The organism is Cupriavidus basilensis (assembly GCF_000832305.1).
GTDB classification, from domain to species: Bacteria; Pseudomonadota; Gammaproteobacteria; order Burkholderiales; family Burkholderiaceae; genus Cupriavidus; species Cupriavidus basilensis_F.
In genome coordinates, this window is sequence record NZ_CP010537.1 from 3,481,587 (window position 1) to 3,495,991 (window position 14,405).

A 14,405-nucleotide genomic window follows, 5' to 3' on the forward strand; every position below is an offset into this window, starting at 1 on the left:
CTCACTGAATTTTGCTGCGAAGTCCGCTGCCGGCATGGCAGACGGTCTTCATTGAACACTGCCCGGCTTGGCCGGGGCCGCGGCGGCGTTGCCCGGCGCAGCCGCAGCCGGGGCGGCCGAAGCGGCCGGCGCGACTGCGGTTGCAGGGGCGGAGGCGGCCGCCAGGCCTGCCTGCACTTCCTTGCCGGCTTCACCGGCCTTTGCTGCGATCGAAACCTCGGCGGCGCTGGCATTCTCAGCCTCGATCCGAGACTGCGCGCGCTGGTTCAGCACCACGATGCTGATGCGGCGATTCACCGGCGCGAGATCGTCCTTCTTGTCGAGCGGCATGGTCGCGGCCAGGCCAATCACACGCAGCACCTTGCCCTCGTTCATGCCGCCGGCAACCAGCTCGCGCCGGGAGGCGTTGGAGCGGTCTGAAGATAGCTCCCAGTTGCTATACGTGCGCTCGCCATTGGAATAGTTGGCGGAGTCGGTATGGCCGGACAGGCTGACCTTGTTGGGCATCTCGTTGAGCACCGGGCCGATCTCGCGCAGGATGCTGCGCATATACGGCTCGACCGCGGCGCTGCCGGTACGGAACATCGGCCGGTTCTGCGTATCCAGGATCTGGATGCGCAAACCTTCGCTGGTGATATCGAGCAGCAACTGCGGGCGGAACTGGCGCAGCACGGGGTTGTTCTCGATGATCTGCTCAAGACGCTTCTTGAGCGAGCGCAGGCGCTCGGCTTCCTGGCGCTCCTTGGCCTTTTCCGTGGCGTCTTCAGGCGTCTTCCTGACTTCCGCGTCCTGGCGGGTCACGTCAGTGCCGCCGCCAGGGATCACGCTGGAAGACAGGCTGCTCTTGTTGCCGCCCGCAATGGCCACTTTCAGCGGCGTGCGGAAATACTCGGCCAATTGCACCAGGTCCTTGGGCTGGGCAGCCTTCAGCAGCCAAAGCACAAGGAACAGCGCCATCATTGCCGTCATGAAGTCGGCGTAGGCGATCTTCCACGATCCGCCATGATGCCCGGCGCTGCTCTTCTTGATGCGTTTGACGACAATGGGGTGCGCACCGTGCTCACTGCTCATCGCTGTCGCTCCTCTTCGTCAGGTAATGCTCTTGACTTCGCGGACGTGGTCGTCCAGTTCGAGGAAGGATGGCCGCTCGGTCGAGTACAACACCTTGCGGCCGAACTCCACCGCCACCAGAGGTGCATACCCATTGAGCGAAGCCAGCAGCGTGACCTTGATGCACTCGTACATCTTCACGGCTTCGTCCACTTGGTGCTCGACCCGCGCCGCCAGTGGCGAGACAAAGCCGTAGGCGAGCAAGATGCCGAGGAAGGTACCGACCATGGCGTGTGCAATCAGCGCGCCCAGTTCGGCCGGCGGCAGGTCTGCCGAGGCCAGCGCGTGCACCACGCCCATCACCGCGGCGACAATGCCGAAGGCGGGCAGGCCATCGCCGATCCGGGTCAGCGCATGCGCCGGCACCTCGGCTTCGTGGCGGAAGGTCTCGATCTCGTGATCCATCAGGGTCTCGATCTCGAAGGCGTTCATATTGCCGTTGACCATCATGCGCAGGTAGTCCGTCAGGAACTCCATCATTCCCGGGTCGGCAAGGATGCGCGGATACTGGCTGAACACGCTGCTGGCCGCCGGATCCGCGATTTCCTTCTCGAGGAACAGGATGCCTTCGCGGCGGGCCTTGGACAGCAGGACATAGAGCAGCGCCATGACTTCCATGTACAGCGCCTTGCTGTACTTGCTGCTGCGAAACAGTGTCGGCAGCACGCGCATGGTGGCCTTGATAGCCTTGCCATTATTGGAGCTGATGAACGCGCCGACTGCAGCGCCCCCAATGATGACAAGCTCTGCCGGCTGATAAAGCGCGCCCATATGGCCGCCGGTCATGGCGTATCCACCAAGCACCGCCACTATCACGACAACAAAGCCAATTACAACTAGCACGATTGATTCCCCGTCAGAAAAACACGCGTCAGGCACGCACAAGCGTCACCCCTCCAGCCAGGCGGATAGACCGCCTGCCTTGGCTGGGCTCAGCTGTCACGCAGGCTGCCATCGGATCTGAGACCTTGGGACTATCGGGCCTTGAAGCCTTGGGTCCTGAAGTCCGGTCCGTCTTAAGACTTAACGACTGAAGGCGGCAAGACTTGAAGACTTAGTGCCCTATCGACCCAAGGATTTCAGTCAGGCGACAGCTTGCGCTGGTGCGATGTCCTTCGAGAGCTTCTTGGCTTTGCCGGCACGCGAGGGCGGACGGCACAGGCTGCATACGAAATTCGCATGCGGCTCGTACGCGTGCGCAACGAAACGCCCGCCGCAGCAGGTGCAGCTGGAAAGCTGCAGCATGTTGCTCTCGAAAAACCGTACTAACGTCCAGGCACGGGTGAAACTTAAGACAATTTCGCTTTCGAGCAGCGATACGTGCTCAAGATAGAGCCGATAGGCTGCCACCACGCCGCGGATGCCAACCGTCTCTCCCTGCTGGACCATGAACTGATAGGCCGAGAAGAACAGCGAGGAATGGATGTTTGGCAACCAGGTGGTGAACCAGTCGGTCGAGAAGGGGAGCATGCCCTTGGGCGGCGAGGCGCCGCGCAGCTCCTTGTAGAGGCGGATCAGGCGATCGCGCGAGAGCGTGGTCTCGGCTTCGAGGACTTGCAGGCGCGCACCCAGGCCGATCAGCTCAATGGCGAGCTGGGTCTGGTTGGCATCCTGCAGGACGCTCTTGCGATTGGGGACGGGAGTGGCCGTGGTACTCCGGGCTGACGGGGCCTGCAGGAGCGCGGTCAATTGAGCGACTCCACGGGCTGCCGTGCGAGCAGGATCGCAGCATGGATCTGCTGCATATCATGGCTCTTGGCCGTATGGGTGAGTGTCGACAGCAAGGCATGGTCGTCGAACCGAAAACGGCATAGGACCATGTTTGATGCTGCCAGTTTGACAAGCTGGGCCGGTGTCAACTTGGCGAGGATGTCGGCAATTTCCTTGCTGACACCAAGCCTGAACATGGCTTCCAGATGATTTTCGCGCACCAGGCGTTGCGCGAGCAGCAGATAGGCGAGATTGACCTCCCTGATCTCCTGGAGAACTTCACTGCTTTCCAATTTTTCCCCGCTACCAAAAAAAGCCCTTCGACCGCTTGTCCGGCGCTTACCCGCAGCCGAAGGCTGAAGGCGACCAGATCGTTTGAGTGCGTGTGCGACGGGTACTGCGTACGACTACGGAACTGCGCTTGGTCAGACCTATCTGAAACGTTACAAATGTTACAGAGTGTAAGTGCGACTGACAGTGTTATATCGGCAATCTGATCGGACTGCCAATCCCCTCTTACGTTGGGGTACGGCAATGTCGCATGAAACATACATGGGATTCAAAGTTTGTAACGGTCATCTCCTTGTCATGTGATTTGCATCAAAACTGTTACGCGTATGTAACAGAAGAAAAGCACTAAATTAGCCCGTTAGGTCATCCCGTCCGAGGGTGTACTAGTCGCATTCCTCTATTGACGAGCTAGCCTCACTACACTAGGACCCTGCGCAGCCATGCAGCCACCCGTGCGAACAGGTCGTCGGGCTCTTCGCGGAACAGATGCGGGCAGGTTTGCTCCACCTGCTCCATCACGCGCGCGGCTTCTTCGGCACTCACGGTGCCGTAGTCCATCGATAGCCCCAGCAACGCGCGCAACTCGCCCAGCCGCGAGCGTGCCGCGCCGGCGGTGCGCTCAGTCTGCACCATGTACATAAGGTCGTAGACCCGGCGGCGCAGGCTTTGCGCGACGCGCCATGCCGGTGTCTGCATCTGCTCCTCGAGCGTACGGATATCCACCGCGGAGGTGGCCAGCTGGGATGCCAGGGGATCGGTAAAGGCTAGGTCAGCCCCGGCGTCCTCCAGGATCTGCCGGGACCAGTCACGGGCGTGCGCAAGGCGCTCCTGGGGCGTCCACTCGTAGCGCACCGCCAGGCCGTAGCCATAGCGCTGCGCGTCGCGCATCAGCGTCGCCATGGCATTGGGCAGCTGCTTGTTGAACACACGCTTGGCCCAGGCGTACTCCCCACCCGAGAGCAACCGCGTGACGGCGCGCTCGGTCAGCGGGCCGTCATGGTGCAGCAGGCGCGCCCGCAGGAAGTCATCGAAGCCGGGCGGCGTGAACTCGTTGTCCAACCCGGTCGAGAGCTTGACGAAGTGCTCGAACTCGGCGCGCAGCTTGGCCGCAGCCTCTTCGGGCAGCGCCAGGGTGATTTCAGTAGTCATGATGTGCAGGTCTGCCTATGCCGCTGACGGCGGGAGCACCTTATTCGCCGTCAGAAAGCGCTCCAGTCGCCGCTTTCCGAGGTAGCCAGGGCTACGGGACGAGCCGCGCGCGCCGTCACCGGCGCAGGCGCTTCACGTCCGCCCTCGCGCTCAGCCTTGTCCACCGGCGCGGGCTCGGCGTGACCGGACTCTTCGTGGCGGATGGCGGGTGCCGACGGCTCCATGCGCCTGGGCTTGACCTTGGTCGCAGCGATCACCTTGGGCTGCGGCGCTTGCGCGCGGGAGCCGGCAAAGCCATCCGTTTCGGCCAGGCGGAAGCTCGCTACCGAGGATTGCAGGCGCGTAGCCTGATCTTCCAGCGAACCGGCGGCAGCTGCGGCCTCCTCGACCAGCGCCGCGTTCTGCTGCGTCACCTCGTCCATTTGCGCCACCGCCTTGTTGACCTGCTCGATGCCCGAGCTCTGCTCGGCGGACGCCGCGCTGATCTCGCCCATGATGTCCGTCACGCGCTTGACCGCCTGCACGATCTCACCCATGGTGTGCCCGGCCTGGCCCACCAGCGTCGAGCCGTTGTCCACACGCGCCACCGTGTCTCCGATCAGGCCCTTGATTTCCTTGGCCGCATTCGCGCTGCGCTGCGCCAGGCTGCGCACCTCGCCTGCCACCACCGCGAAGCCCCGGCCCTGTTCGCCGGCGCGCGCGGCTTCCACTGCCGCGTTCAGCGCCAGGATATTGGTCTGGAAGGCAATGCCTTCGATCACACCAATAATGTCGACGATCTTCCTGGATGCATCGTTGATCTCATCCATGGTCTTCACCACGCGGCCCACCACTTCGCCACCCTTGACCGCGGTCTCGGAGGCGTTGGCCGCCAGGCCGCTGGCCTGGCGCGCGTTGTCCGCGTTCTGGCGCACCGTGCTGGTCAGCTCTTCCATGCTCGATGCGGTTTCTTCCAGCGAGGCCGCCTGCTGCTCGGTGCGCTGTGACAGGTCGCTGTTGCCCGCGGCAATCTCACGCGAGGCGGATGCGATCGATCCCGCGGAATCCTTGAAGTCGCGCACCATGGCCGAGAGTTGCTGCTGCATCTGTTTCATGGCGTGCAGCAGGCTGTCCTTGTCGCCCGCACGCAACTTCACGTCTGCCGAGAAATCGCCCTCGGCGATACGCGAGGCAATGTCCACCGCGTAGGCCGGCTCGCCGCCCAACTGGCGCGACAGCGTACGGGCCAGGAAGGCGCCCAGCAGCACAGAGACGGCCAGGCCGCCCAGCACCAGGCCCAGCATCCACAGGCGGGAGCTTTCGTAGACGCCACGTGCTTCGTCCATATTGGCCAGCGCGCGATCGTCGCGGCGCTTGACCATCTTTGCCATGATGTCTTCGAGCGCACGGCTATCCTTGATCAGGTCGGCGCTTTCGCTAAAGACCTGGCTTTCAAACTGCGAGGTATCGAGCGGCTGCTTGCTGACGAGCGCCACATACTTGCCCAGCCGCTCACGGTAGGCCGGCAACAGGGTATCGAATTGCTTGACGAGGGCGATCCCCTCGGGCTGGCTGAACGCAGGACGCGCACGCTTTACGCTCTCGTCCAGCAGGACCAGCGACTTTTCGATCTGTTCCTTCTCGGCGGCGCGCTCACCCATGGTCGAAGCCGACAGCAGCGCGATCTGCGCGCGGCTGGAATAGAGCAGGTCGATGTTGCCGCTCTGCACCGCCTTGAGCGCCTGCAGGTCGTCGTGATAGATCCTGCTGGTCCAGTCCGTCATGCGCCCCATGTTGATGACGCCCAGCAGACCCATCACCGCGCCGATAAGCGACACGACCAGAAAGCCAACGACCAGCTTGGTCGTGACGCGGAGCTGATTGAACCATTGCATGCAGACTACCTCTTTTTTCTGAATGACTTGACCGGGGGCCTCATCTGTCCGCTGCCGGCGGGTTGCCGGCGATGCGCACGACAGGCGCTACTTCTTCTTTTAGAACACGCTTTCAGGCCGATTGCCTCGACACTGCTTGATCTCTTTCTCTTTTCAGGCTTGCGCCAGATGCGGCGCGTCGCCCTGGCGGGCGCGCACCGGCCGTGCTTCAGGGCGCAAGCTGACGCGGAAGGTAGCCACCGCATCGCGCAGGCGCCCGGCCTGATCTTCGAGCGCGCCTGCCGCGGCCGCGGCCTGCTCGACCAGCGCCGCGTTCTGCTGCGTCACTTCGTCCATTTGCGCCACCGCCTTGTTGACCTGCTCGATGCCCGAGCTCTGCTCGGCGGACGCCGCGCTGATCTCGCCCATGATGTCCGTCACGCGCTTGACCGCCTGCACGATCTCGCCCATGGTCAGCCCGGCCTGGCCCACCAGCGCCGAGCCGTTGTCCACCCGTGCCACCGTGTCGCCGATCAAGCCCTTGATTTCCTTGGCCGCGTTCGCGCTGCGCTGTGCCAGCCCGCGCACCTCGCCCGCCACCACCGCGAAGCCCCGGCCCTGTTCGCCGGCGCGCGCGGCTTCCACCGCCGCGTTCAGCGCCAGGATATTGGTCTGGAAGGCGATGCCTTCGATCACGCCGATAATGTCGACGATCTTCTTCGATGCACCATTGATGTCATCCATGGTCTGCACCACACGGCCCACCACTTCGCCGCCCTTGACGGCAATCTCGGAGGCGTTGGCTGCCAGGCCGCTGGCCTGGCGCGCGTTGTCCGCGTTCTGGCGCACCGTGCTGGTCAGCTCTTCCATGCTCGATGCGGTTTCTTCCAGCGAGGCCGCCTGCTGCTCGGTGCGCTGCGACAGGTCGCTGTTGCCCGCGGCCACCTGGCGCGTTGCCGTGGAAATGCTCGTCATGCCCTCCTGTATCTCGGCCACCACCGACAGCAAGCTGCGCTGCATCGTGCGCATGGCACGCGCCAGCGCCCCCACCTCGTCGCTTGCGCGGTAGTCCAGGCGCGTGGTGAGATCGCCCGCGCCCATGCGCAAGGCAAAGTCGAGCATGTCCTGCACCGGCCGGTTCACGCGTGCCAGCAGCAGCGTGCCGCCGATAAAGGATGACGCGACCGCCAGCCCGAAGCCGCCCCACAGCCAGGGCCGCAACTGGCTAATGGCTTGTGCCCCGGCCAGCGCCTCGAAGGCCAGCAGCGCCGCGAGGAACCACACCAGGCCCGCCGCCTGCGACAGCAGGATGCGCCGCTTGAGCGTGATCTTGCCCAGGCGAGCCGGCAGCCCAGCCAAGCCCCTGCGCACCACGGCACCGTCGCGCACGGCCAGGCCCGAGCCGCTGCCCTCGCGCAGCCGCGCGTAGGCGGCGCCCGCTGCCTCAACCTGCTCGCGCTGCGGCATCGAGCGCACCGAGGTGTAGCCCACCAGCTGGCCGTCGACAATCGTGGGCGTCACCGTAGCGCTGACCCAGTAGAAATCACCGTCCTTGCGGCGGTTCTTGACAATGCCAACCCACGAGCGACCGGCCTGGATGGTCTTCCACAGGTCGACGAATGCCTCCGGCGGCATGTCCGGATGGCGGACCAGGTTGTGTGCGGCGCCGAGCAATTCCTCGGGTTCGAATCCGCTGGCTTCGATAAAAGCGCGATTGGCGAACGTAATGCGCCCCTTCAGGTCGGTCCTGGAGATCAGGTAATCGTCTGCGCGGAGCTTGTACTCGCGGGAGGTAACGGGTTGATTATTTCGCATGGATGGAAGACTGCGTGGATCGGACTCTCGCTACGTGCGCCCGCCTCAGGCGGCCGCGGCTGCCTCAATGGCTGCGAGTTCTTCGGTGTCTAGCAGCTTCTCGATATCGACGAGGATGAGCATGCGGCTTTCGAGCGAACCGATGCCGCGGATGTAGTCCGTCTCGCCGGAGAGCTGGGGTGCTTGCCGGATCTGGCCCGGGGCCAGCGTCAGCACGTCGGATACGCCGTCGACCACGATGCCGGTGGTGCGATCGTGCAGGTCGACGATGATCACGACCGTGTACTGGTCATAGTTGATCTTGTCCTGGCGAAACTTGATGCGCAGGTCGATGATCGGGACGATGATCCCGCGCAGGTTGACCACGCCCTTGAGATAGGCTGGCGCATTGGCAATCTGCGTGACGTTCTCATAGCCACGGATCTCCTGCACCTTGAGGATGTCGACGCCGTACTCCTCGCCGCCCAACCTGAACGCGAGGAACTCCTCCCCCGTGCCCTCTGTCTTGTTCCCGGTTTTCATTTGCTGGCTCCCGCTGCCATGACCGGCCATGCGGCGCTGGCAAAGCCGCAGCCGGCCGGCCCGCGGGAGGGCAGCCAGGCCGAGACTCTGCCTGCGACGAGGCACGAATATCGTTTACCTCTTAACGGCAGTCCTGGACGTGACTGAAGGGCAACAATACCAAGGCATTTACCCTACCTTGGAGGGGTCTAGCAGCGCATTCACAGCCTCCATCAGCTGATCCGGATCGAACGGCTTGGCCAGGAAGCCGGACGCGCCGGCCACGCGAGCCTGCTCGCGCACCTGGCTGTCGGCCTCGGTGCTCAGCATCAGCATCGGGACGGCGGCATAGGCGGCGCGCCCGCGCAGCTTGCGGATCAGGGTCAGGCCGTCCGTTCCCGGCATCACCTGGTCGGTCACCAGCATGCCGAAAGTGGCGTCCAGGGCGAGCGCCAGCGCCTCGTCACCGTCGGCGGCTTCGGACACGCCGTAGCCCCCCGCGCGCAAGCAGGCGCCAATCATGCGGCGCAAGGAGGGAGAATCATCGACAACTAGAATATGAGGCAAAGACATAGCGGCTCCGTTGACAGCACGATGGTGAGTCCACAAGCCGGGGTTCTGGCCCGGTGGACCGATGTTCCTGCGGACGGGGCTGCGGTGTGCGGCGAAGCGCGACTGGAGTGGCCGGTGCAAACAACGCCCCTTTGGGGCATATCGGCAGCGGTGGCCGAATCCGTAGTACGGTTGCGTGGATCGGCGGGATTTGTTACCCCACGAGCATGGGGTGCATCTGCCGGCGGCGGGTGGGCATACTACGGCCTCGCCGTAAAATGGCCCTCGCACCGGTGGGCCATGGCACGCCTGCGCTACCCGCGACTGAGGCACTGCAATACCATCGGAACGTGATCATGTCGAACTTGCCAGGCCCGCAGTGGAGCAAACGGGATACCCCTGACCCGTGCCAACCCGACAAGCTCACCGTCTTCGTCCAGGGTGCCCCGGACGCATTGCTGGCGTCGCTGCCGGATTTTGGTGGATGCCTGCACTGGGTATCGCGGCGCCCGCGCCAGCCGGCTGATGCGCAGCTTGTGATCGTGGAGCGGCAGATCAGCGCTACCACCGCCCAACGCCTGCGCTCCCTGCGCCATCCCGATCGCCTGGTGCTCACATTGCTGGTCGACGGCCTGCCACATGCCGCCACTGGCTGCGGGCCCATCGTGCCGACCACCGCCGAGGCGCTGCCGCGCACCCTGCAGCTGCTGGCTTCGGTGCTGTTCGCGCCAGTGCTCAGCGACGGACCCATGCCACTGAACTGGCGCGATGTGCAGACGGTAGCCAATCGCGACGCCGTTGGCCTGCCCTTGCACCTGGACACCAGCAGCGAGGCCGGCATGTCGGATGAGCTGCTGATGCAGCTAGCGCGCTTTCACGGCCGCACGCGGATCGAGCCGGAGGCGCTGCTGGCGAGCATCTACCTGCCGCGCGGGCTGCCGTCGCTGGTTAGCTGCAGCCAGCAGTTGCGCCGGCTTGGGGCCGTTACCGGGCACTATTGCGAGACTCGCTTTGCCTTGCTGGTGCCGGAGAGCGGGCGGTTTACCCGCCTGTTGGCATTGTTTCCGCCTGGAGGTGCCTTACCGGAGCCTTTCACACCCAGAAAGTGAGGTCTGACGGCGAGGCGTCGTTCGCCCGGTTCGCCCGCCCCCCTCACGGTCCCGACAGCAAATTGGCAAACGTGGCAGGGTCCAAGGGATGCGACAGCAAATACCCCTGCGCCTCGTCGCACCCCATCCCCGCCAGGATATCCAGTTGCGAATGCGACTCCACGCCTTCCGCCACCACCCGCATCTTCAGCTCGTGGGCCAGCGCCACCATCGACCCGACAATGGCCCTGCCCTGCGCATCGACATCCAGCCCGCCAATCAAGGTCCGATCGATCTTCAGCGTCCCGACCCGCAAGCGCTTGAGATAACCGAGGCTTGAATAGCCACTGCCAAAGTCGTCCAGCGCCACGTGGATGCCCAGCGCCTGCAGCTCCAGCAGCGTCTCCAGCGATTGGGCGATGTCCTTCATCGCCGCGGTCTCGGTGATCTCGAGCGTGACGGCCGATGGCGGGATGTCATGCTGGTGGATCTGCTCGAGCAGGTACTGCGGGAAGTCGCGGCTGGCAAAGCGCAAGCCAGAGACGTTGATGGCCACCGGCACCACGGGGATGCCGTCGTCCTGCCACTGGCGGATCTGCCGGCAGACCGTGGCGATCACCCAGTCGTCGAGCTTGTCGATCTGGCCGGACTGCTCCGCCACCGTGATGAACTCGGCGGGATTGACCTGCCCCAGGGTCGGATGGCGCCAGCGGCACAAGGCCTCGGCGCCGATCACGATGCGCTGGCGCACGTCGAACTTCGGTTGGTACTGCAAGGCAAGGCCATCGTCCTGGATGGCCAGCCACAGGTCGCGGCGAATCACCCGCATGCGCCGCGCGCGTTCGCCGGCTGCCGAATTGAATACGCGCACCTGGTTCGAGCCGCTTTCGCGCGCCTCGCTCAGGCTCACGCGTGCCGCCTGCATCAGGGCCTCGGAGGTTTGCGCATCGCGCGGGTAGATGGCGATGCCGATGTTCACCCCGATCTGCATCTGCAGGCCACGCGCGGCCACAAACTCCGCGAGCGAGCCCAGCAGGCGCGCGCCCAGCTCATTGGCGCGGTTCTGGTGCACCATCTCCGGCACGCCGACCGCGAATTCGTCCCGCGCCAGGCGCGCCAGGAAGTCGTGCGGCTCCAGCGCTGCCTGGGCAAGCGCCCCGGCATCCTGTGCCAGGATATCGTCTGCGCGCACCTCGAAAACCTCGTCGACCTCGCGAAAATCGGCGATATGCACCAGCAGCACGGCGCAGCTGGTCTCGGCCAGGCGCGCCTGGGCGATCGACTGGTCGAGCCAGCGAGCAAAACCGGCACGGTCCGGAAGGTCCGTGCTGACGCTGTACTCCCCGACCGTGCCATGCCCGCGCGCGGTCGCGCGCACGGTCAGGCGTCCCGGGATACGGCCACGGCGGCGCATCGGCACGGTCGGGCCGCCGCTGCCGGCGATGCCACCAGTGCCAGGCGGATGGTCCTCGAACATCTCGTCCAGCGCAGGGCTCCGCGGGCTTGAGAAATTGCCGCTGCTGGCCAGCCGCCATCCGGGCAGGTTGGCACGGCGCAGGGCGAAGAATCCCAGCGGCAGCAAAAACAGTGCGCCCGCCGCCACCCAGGCCGGCGGCATGAACCTGCCGGGATCCAGGCAAAGGGCGGACGGGTGCGGGGCCTCGCCGCACAGGGTGCTCAAGCGCATGCCGGCAGCCACCACCACGCCGGCGCCAGCCAGTGTCATCACCAGCGCGGCACCACGCAGTGGCACGTTGCGGCGCAGCCAGGGGATGGCAAGCGTGAGTGCGGCCGTCGCGACAAGGGCCGCCGCGGTCCGCGACACGCCGTGCGTGACGCGCAGGCTGCCGGAACCCAGCGCGACCCATAACGGCAGGCCTACGGAAGCAGGGGAGAGCAGCAAGACCGCCCATTGCAGCGACCGGGCCGGCCCGCTGGGCTGCTCCCGGTCCGGCTTGGCTGCACGTATCCCCAACCAGACCGCGAGGCTGGATAGGGCAACGAGCAGCAGAAGGCTAGCACTCATGTCAATAAGGAAGCTGCGCAAAAATTGGGGGCGATGGCGCGACGATCCAGGCGATGCGGGCGCAAGACCCGCATCATCGCATCACACGCGCTTCCCCGGTGATGAAAACGGCGGCAAACGTTCAACCATGGCTCAGAACGCGCTCCAGTCGTCGCCGCCAGCGCTGGCCGAAGCCATTGCCGGGACAGCCGGACGCGCCGCGCTTGCCTTGCGCTGGACCGGCGTGCGCGGGCGCGCCGGCATGGCCGGCTGGCGCCCGGGCGAACCGCTCGCCGCGGCCTTGGCGGCCACGGGCGCGCGCGTTGCCGGCGGCTGTGCTGCCATCACGTGGCTGCCGGAAAGACGGAACACCGACACCACGCCATTGAGCTTCTGCGCCTGCTCTTCCAGCGCGCCGGCCGCCGCCGCGGCCTCTTCCACCAGCGCGGCATTCTGCTGGGTGACCTGATCCATCTGCGTGACCGCCTGGTTGACCTGCTCGATGCCGCTGGTCTGTTCCTGCGTGGCCGCGCTGATCTCGTTCATGATGTCGGTGACCCGCTTGACCGCGTTGACGATCTCGCCCATGGTCTGGCCGGCTTCGGCAACCAGCTTGGTGCCGCTTTCCACGCGCTGGCCCGATTCGCTGATCAATGCCTCGATCTCCTTGGCCGCGGCGGCCGAGCGCTGCGCCAGGGTGCGCACCTCGCCCGCCACCACCGCGAAGCCGCGGCCTTGCTCACCGGCGCGAGCGGCTTCCACCGCGGCGTTCAGCGCCAGGATGTTGGTCTGGAAGGCAATGCCTTCGATCACGGCAATGATCTCGACCACCTTGCGCGACGAGCCATTGATCTCGTTCATCGTATCGACCACGCGGCCCACCACGTCACCGCCCTTGAGCGCGATCTGCGAGGCATCGCTGGCCAGCACGCCGGCCTGGCGCGCGTTGTCCGAATTCTGGCGCACGGCCGAAGTCAGCTCTTCCATGCTGGCTGCGGTCTCCTCCAGCGACGAGGCCTGCTCTTCGGTACGCTGCGACAAATCGAGATTACCGGTCGCGATCTGCTGCGTGGCCGAAGCGATCGAGTCGGTGCCGCCGCGCACCTGCGAGACGATATTCGACAGGCTGTCCTGCATGGCGACCAGTGCCTGCATCATCCGGCCTACCTCATTGCGCGACACATTGGTGATACGCGAGGTCAGGTCTCCCGCGGCGATACGCTCGAAGACCGCCAGGGCCTCCTCCACCGGCCGGACGATGGCCCGCTGCAGGGTAGCCGTGCACAGCGCGGCCACCACCAGGCCAAAGGCGATCAACAGGAAGCAAAGCACGCGCGCTTGCTGGAAACGGGCCTGGGCGGCATTGAAATTGGACTCGCCGGTACGGTACTGGAAAGCCTGCAGCGCTTCGTAGGCGGTAGCCATGCTGCGCTGCAGTTCCGGCAAGTCCTTCTTGGCAATCTTGAGTGCCACGTCCGCGTTGTTCTCCCTGATGGCCTTTTGCACGGGCAGGATGCCCTTTTCCATGAATTCCTGGCGCTTGCGGCCAAACTCGGTGGCCAGCGCCTTTTCTTCGGCATCCTGCGGCAGCGCCAAGTATCGCTTCCAGGCCGCCTCGGCACTGTCGACGAATATCATCGAGCGATCCACCACCGCCTTGCCATCATCTCCCTCTCCCGGCATGACGCCGCGATCGAGGGCCAGGCGCATGCGCGTCATGCCAAGCATGGCGTCGCCCAACGCTTGCGCCGAGGCAAGCTGGTTACCATAGGTTTCCTGAAGCGCGTCGTTGCTGTGCGACATGCCATACAGGCCAACGCCGCCAACCAGCATCAGAAGAAGCGACAACATTGCCATTGCGCCGCGCAGCAGAGTTTTGATCTGGATATTGTTATGGAAAGACATGAAGCACCCGATACGGTAAGAAACGCGCAAGGCCTCCGTCGGCCCCGGCCCGGCGGATCGACACCCCAGCGACCCGCTCAGGGCAGATAACGGCGGTGTCGCGCGATTTCTTGAGCCGGGTGCCGTGCCCGCCACGCCAGGCCGCTCATGCCGTTCCGGCCGCGGCGCAACGCCCTCGCCCCGCTCATTCGCGCTCTCCTGGCACTACCTGTAAGCCCTCGCCGGTGGCAAAAAAAGCGCCACCGGCCAAATGGCGCATTGAGCGGCACTCGACGTCCGGAACACACCGTCGACCCTCTGATAATGCGGCTAAGTCAGCCCACGCGGCCGCCACTTCGGCGCTGGACAAGTCGTGGCGGCCAGCATGGGCGCTGGTGACCAGCGTCACCGGGCCATGCTTCAACAGGCGATAGGTTTTTGCCGGTT

Annotated in this window: 12 protein-coding genes; 1 reads left to right on the forward strand and 11 read right to left on the reverse strand. The window is 64.9% G+C overall.

The window, feature by feature from the left end; translation table 11 throughout:
• Window positions 1-48: 48 nt before the first annotated feature.
• The 9 genes from motB to RR42_RS35850 form a co-directional block, all read right to left on the reverse strand.
• Window positions 49-1,071 carry a flagellar motor protein MotB gene (gene motB, locus RR42_RS35810; protein WP_043357025.1) on the reverse strand — a complete coding sequence of 341 codons (1,023 nt, stop codon included), beginning with the start codon at window positions 1,069-1,071 and terminating at the stop codon, window positions 49-51.
• 18 nt (window positions 1,072-1,089) lie between these two features.
• Window positions 1,090-1,953, reverse strand: a complete 864-nt coding sequence (motA, locus tag RR42_RS35815; RefSeq protein ID WP_043357027.1) for a flagellar motor stator protein MotA — start codon at window positions 1,951-1,953, stop codon at window positions 1,090-1,092.
• Window positions 1,954-2,193: 240 nt separating this feature from the next.
• Window positions 2,194-2,799, reverse strand: a complete 606-nt coding sequence (flhC, locus tag RR42_RS35820; RefSeq protein ID WP_043357029.1) for a flagellar transcriptional regulator FlhC — start codon at window positions 2,797-2,799, stop codon at window positions 2,194-2,196.
• Entirely contained in the window at window positions 2,796-3,113 is a 318-nt protein-coding gene (gene flhD, locus RR42_RS35825) for a flagellar transcriptional regulator FlhD (protein WP_006162633.1), read from the reverse strand. Before flhD ends, flhC begins: the two co-directional genes overlap by 4 nt.
• Before the next feature lie 415 nt (window positions 3,114-3,528).
• On the reverse strand, window positions 3,529-4,260 hold the full coding sequence (locus RR42_RS35830; RefSeq protein WP_043357031.1) for a DUF4088 family protein: 732 nt from the start codon (window positions 4,258-4,260) through the stop codon (window positions 3,529-3,531).
• A 50-nt stretch (window positions 4,261-4,310) separates the two neighbouring features.
• The gene (locus tag RR42_RS35835) at window positions 4,311-6,134 is read right to left on the reverse strand and encodes a methyl-accepting chemotaxis protein (RefSeq protein WP_043357033.1); all 1,824 of its coding nucleotides are present in this window, start codon (window positions 6,132-6,134) and stop codon (window positions 4,311-4,313) included.
• 153 nt (window positions 6,135-6,287) lie between these two features.
• Window positions 6,288-7,928: a methyl-accepting chemotaxis protein gene (locus RR42_RS35840; RefSeq protein WP_043357034.1), complete on the reverse strand. Its 1,641-nt coding sequence runs from the start codon at window positions 7,926-7,928 to the stop codon at window positions 6,288-6,290.
• A 45-nt stretch (window positions 7,929-7,973) separates the two neighbouring features.
• Window positions 7,974-8,450 carry a chemotaxis protein CheW gene (locus RR42_RS35845; RefSeq protein ID WP_043357035.1) on the reverse strand — a complete coding sequence of 159 codons (477 nt, stop codon included), beginning with the start codon at window positions 8,448-8,450 and terminating at the stop codon, window positions 7,974-7,976.
• A 168-nt stretch (window positions 8,451-8,618) separates the two neighbouring features.
• A complete protein-coding gene (locus tag RR42_RS35850; protein WP_043357037.1) occupies window positions 8,619-9,002 on the reverse strand; it encodes a response regulator in 384 nt (127 codons plus the stop codon).
• Window positions 9,003-9,337: 335 nt separating this feature from the next.
• Between RR42_RS35850 and RR42_RS35855 the strand changes: the two genes are divergently transcribed.
• Complete coding sequence (locus tag RR42_RS35855) at window positions 9,338-10,090, forward strand: hypothetical protein (RefSeq protein WP_043357039.1); 753 nt, start codon at window positions 9,338-9,340, stop codon at window positions 10,088-10,090.
• A 43-nt stretch (window positions 10,091-10,133) separates the two neighbouring features.
• On the opposite strand, the gene RR42_RS35860 is transcribed toward RR42_RS35855, so the two are convergent.
• Window positions 10,134-12,095, reverse strand: a complete 1,962-nt coding sequence (locus RR42_RS35860; protein ID WP_043357040.1) for a putative bifunctional diguanylate cyclase/phosphodiesterase — start codon at window positions 12,093-12,095, stop codon at window positions 10,134-10,136.
• Between the two features lie 132 nt (window positions 12,096-12,227).
• Window positions 12,228-13,979: a methyl-accepting chemotaxis protein gene (locus RR42_RS35865; RefSeq protein WP_043357042.1), complete on the reverse strand. Its 1,752-nt coding sequence runs from the start codon at window positions 13,977-13,979 to the stop codon at window positions 12,228-12,230.
• Window positions 13,980-14,405 lie beyond the last annotated feature (426 nt).

Excerpts from the sequence above, each read along its gene's own strand:
- motB (WP_043357025.1), bottom strand. The coding sequence starts at position 1,071 with ATGAGCAGTGAGCACGGTGCGCACCCCATTGTCGTCAAACGCATCAAG.
- RR42_RS35830 (WP_043357031.1), bottom strand. The coding sequence starts at position 4,260 with ATGACTACTGAAATCACCCTGGCGCTGCCCGAAGAGGCTGCGGCCAAG.
- RR42_RS35835 (WP_043357033.1), bottom strand. The coding sequence starts at position 6,134 with ATGCAATGGTTCAATCAGCTCCGCGTCACGACCAAGCTGGTCGTTGGC.
- RR42_RS35840 (WP_043357034.1), bottom strand. The coding sequence starts at position 7,928 with ATGCGAAATAATCAACCCGTTACCTCCCGCGAGTACAAGCTCCGCGCA.
- RR42_RS35845 (WP_043357035.1), bottom strand. The coding sequence starts at position 8,450 with ATGAAAACCGGGAACAAGACAGAGGGCACGGGGGAGGAGTTCCTCGCG.
- RR42_RS35850 (WP_043357037.1), bottom strand. The coding sequence starts at position 9,002 with ATGTCTTTGCCTCATATTCTAGTTGTCGATGATTCTCCCTCCTTGCGC.
- RR42_RS35855 (WP_043357039.1), top strand. The coding sequence starts at position 9,338 with ATGTCGAACTTGCCAGGCCCGCAGTGGAGCAAACGGGATACCCCTGAC.
- RR42_RS35860 (WP_043357040.1), bottom strand. The coding sequence starts at position 12,095 with ATGAGTGCTAGCCTTCTGCTGCTCGTTGCCCTATCCAGCCTCGCGGTC.
- RR42_RS35865 (WP_043357042.1), bottom strand. The coding sequence starts at position 13,979 with ATGTCTTTCCATAACAATATCCAGATCAAAACTCTGCTGCGCGGCGCA.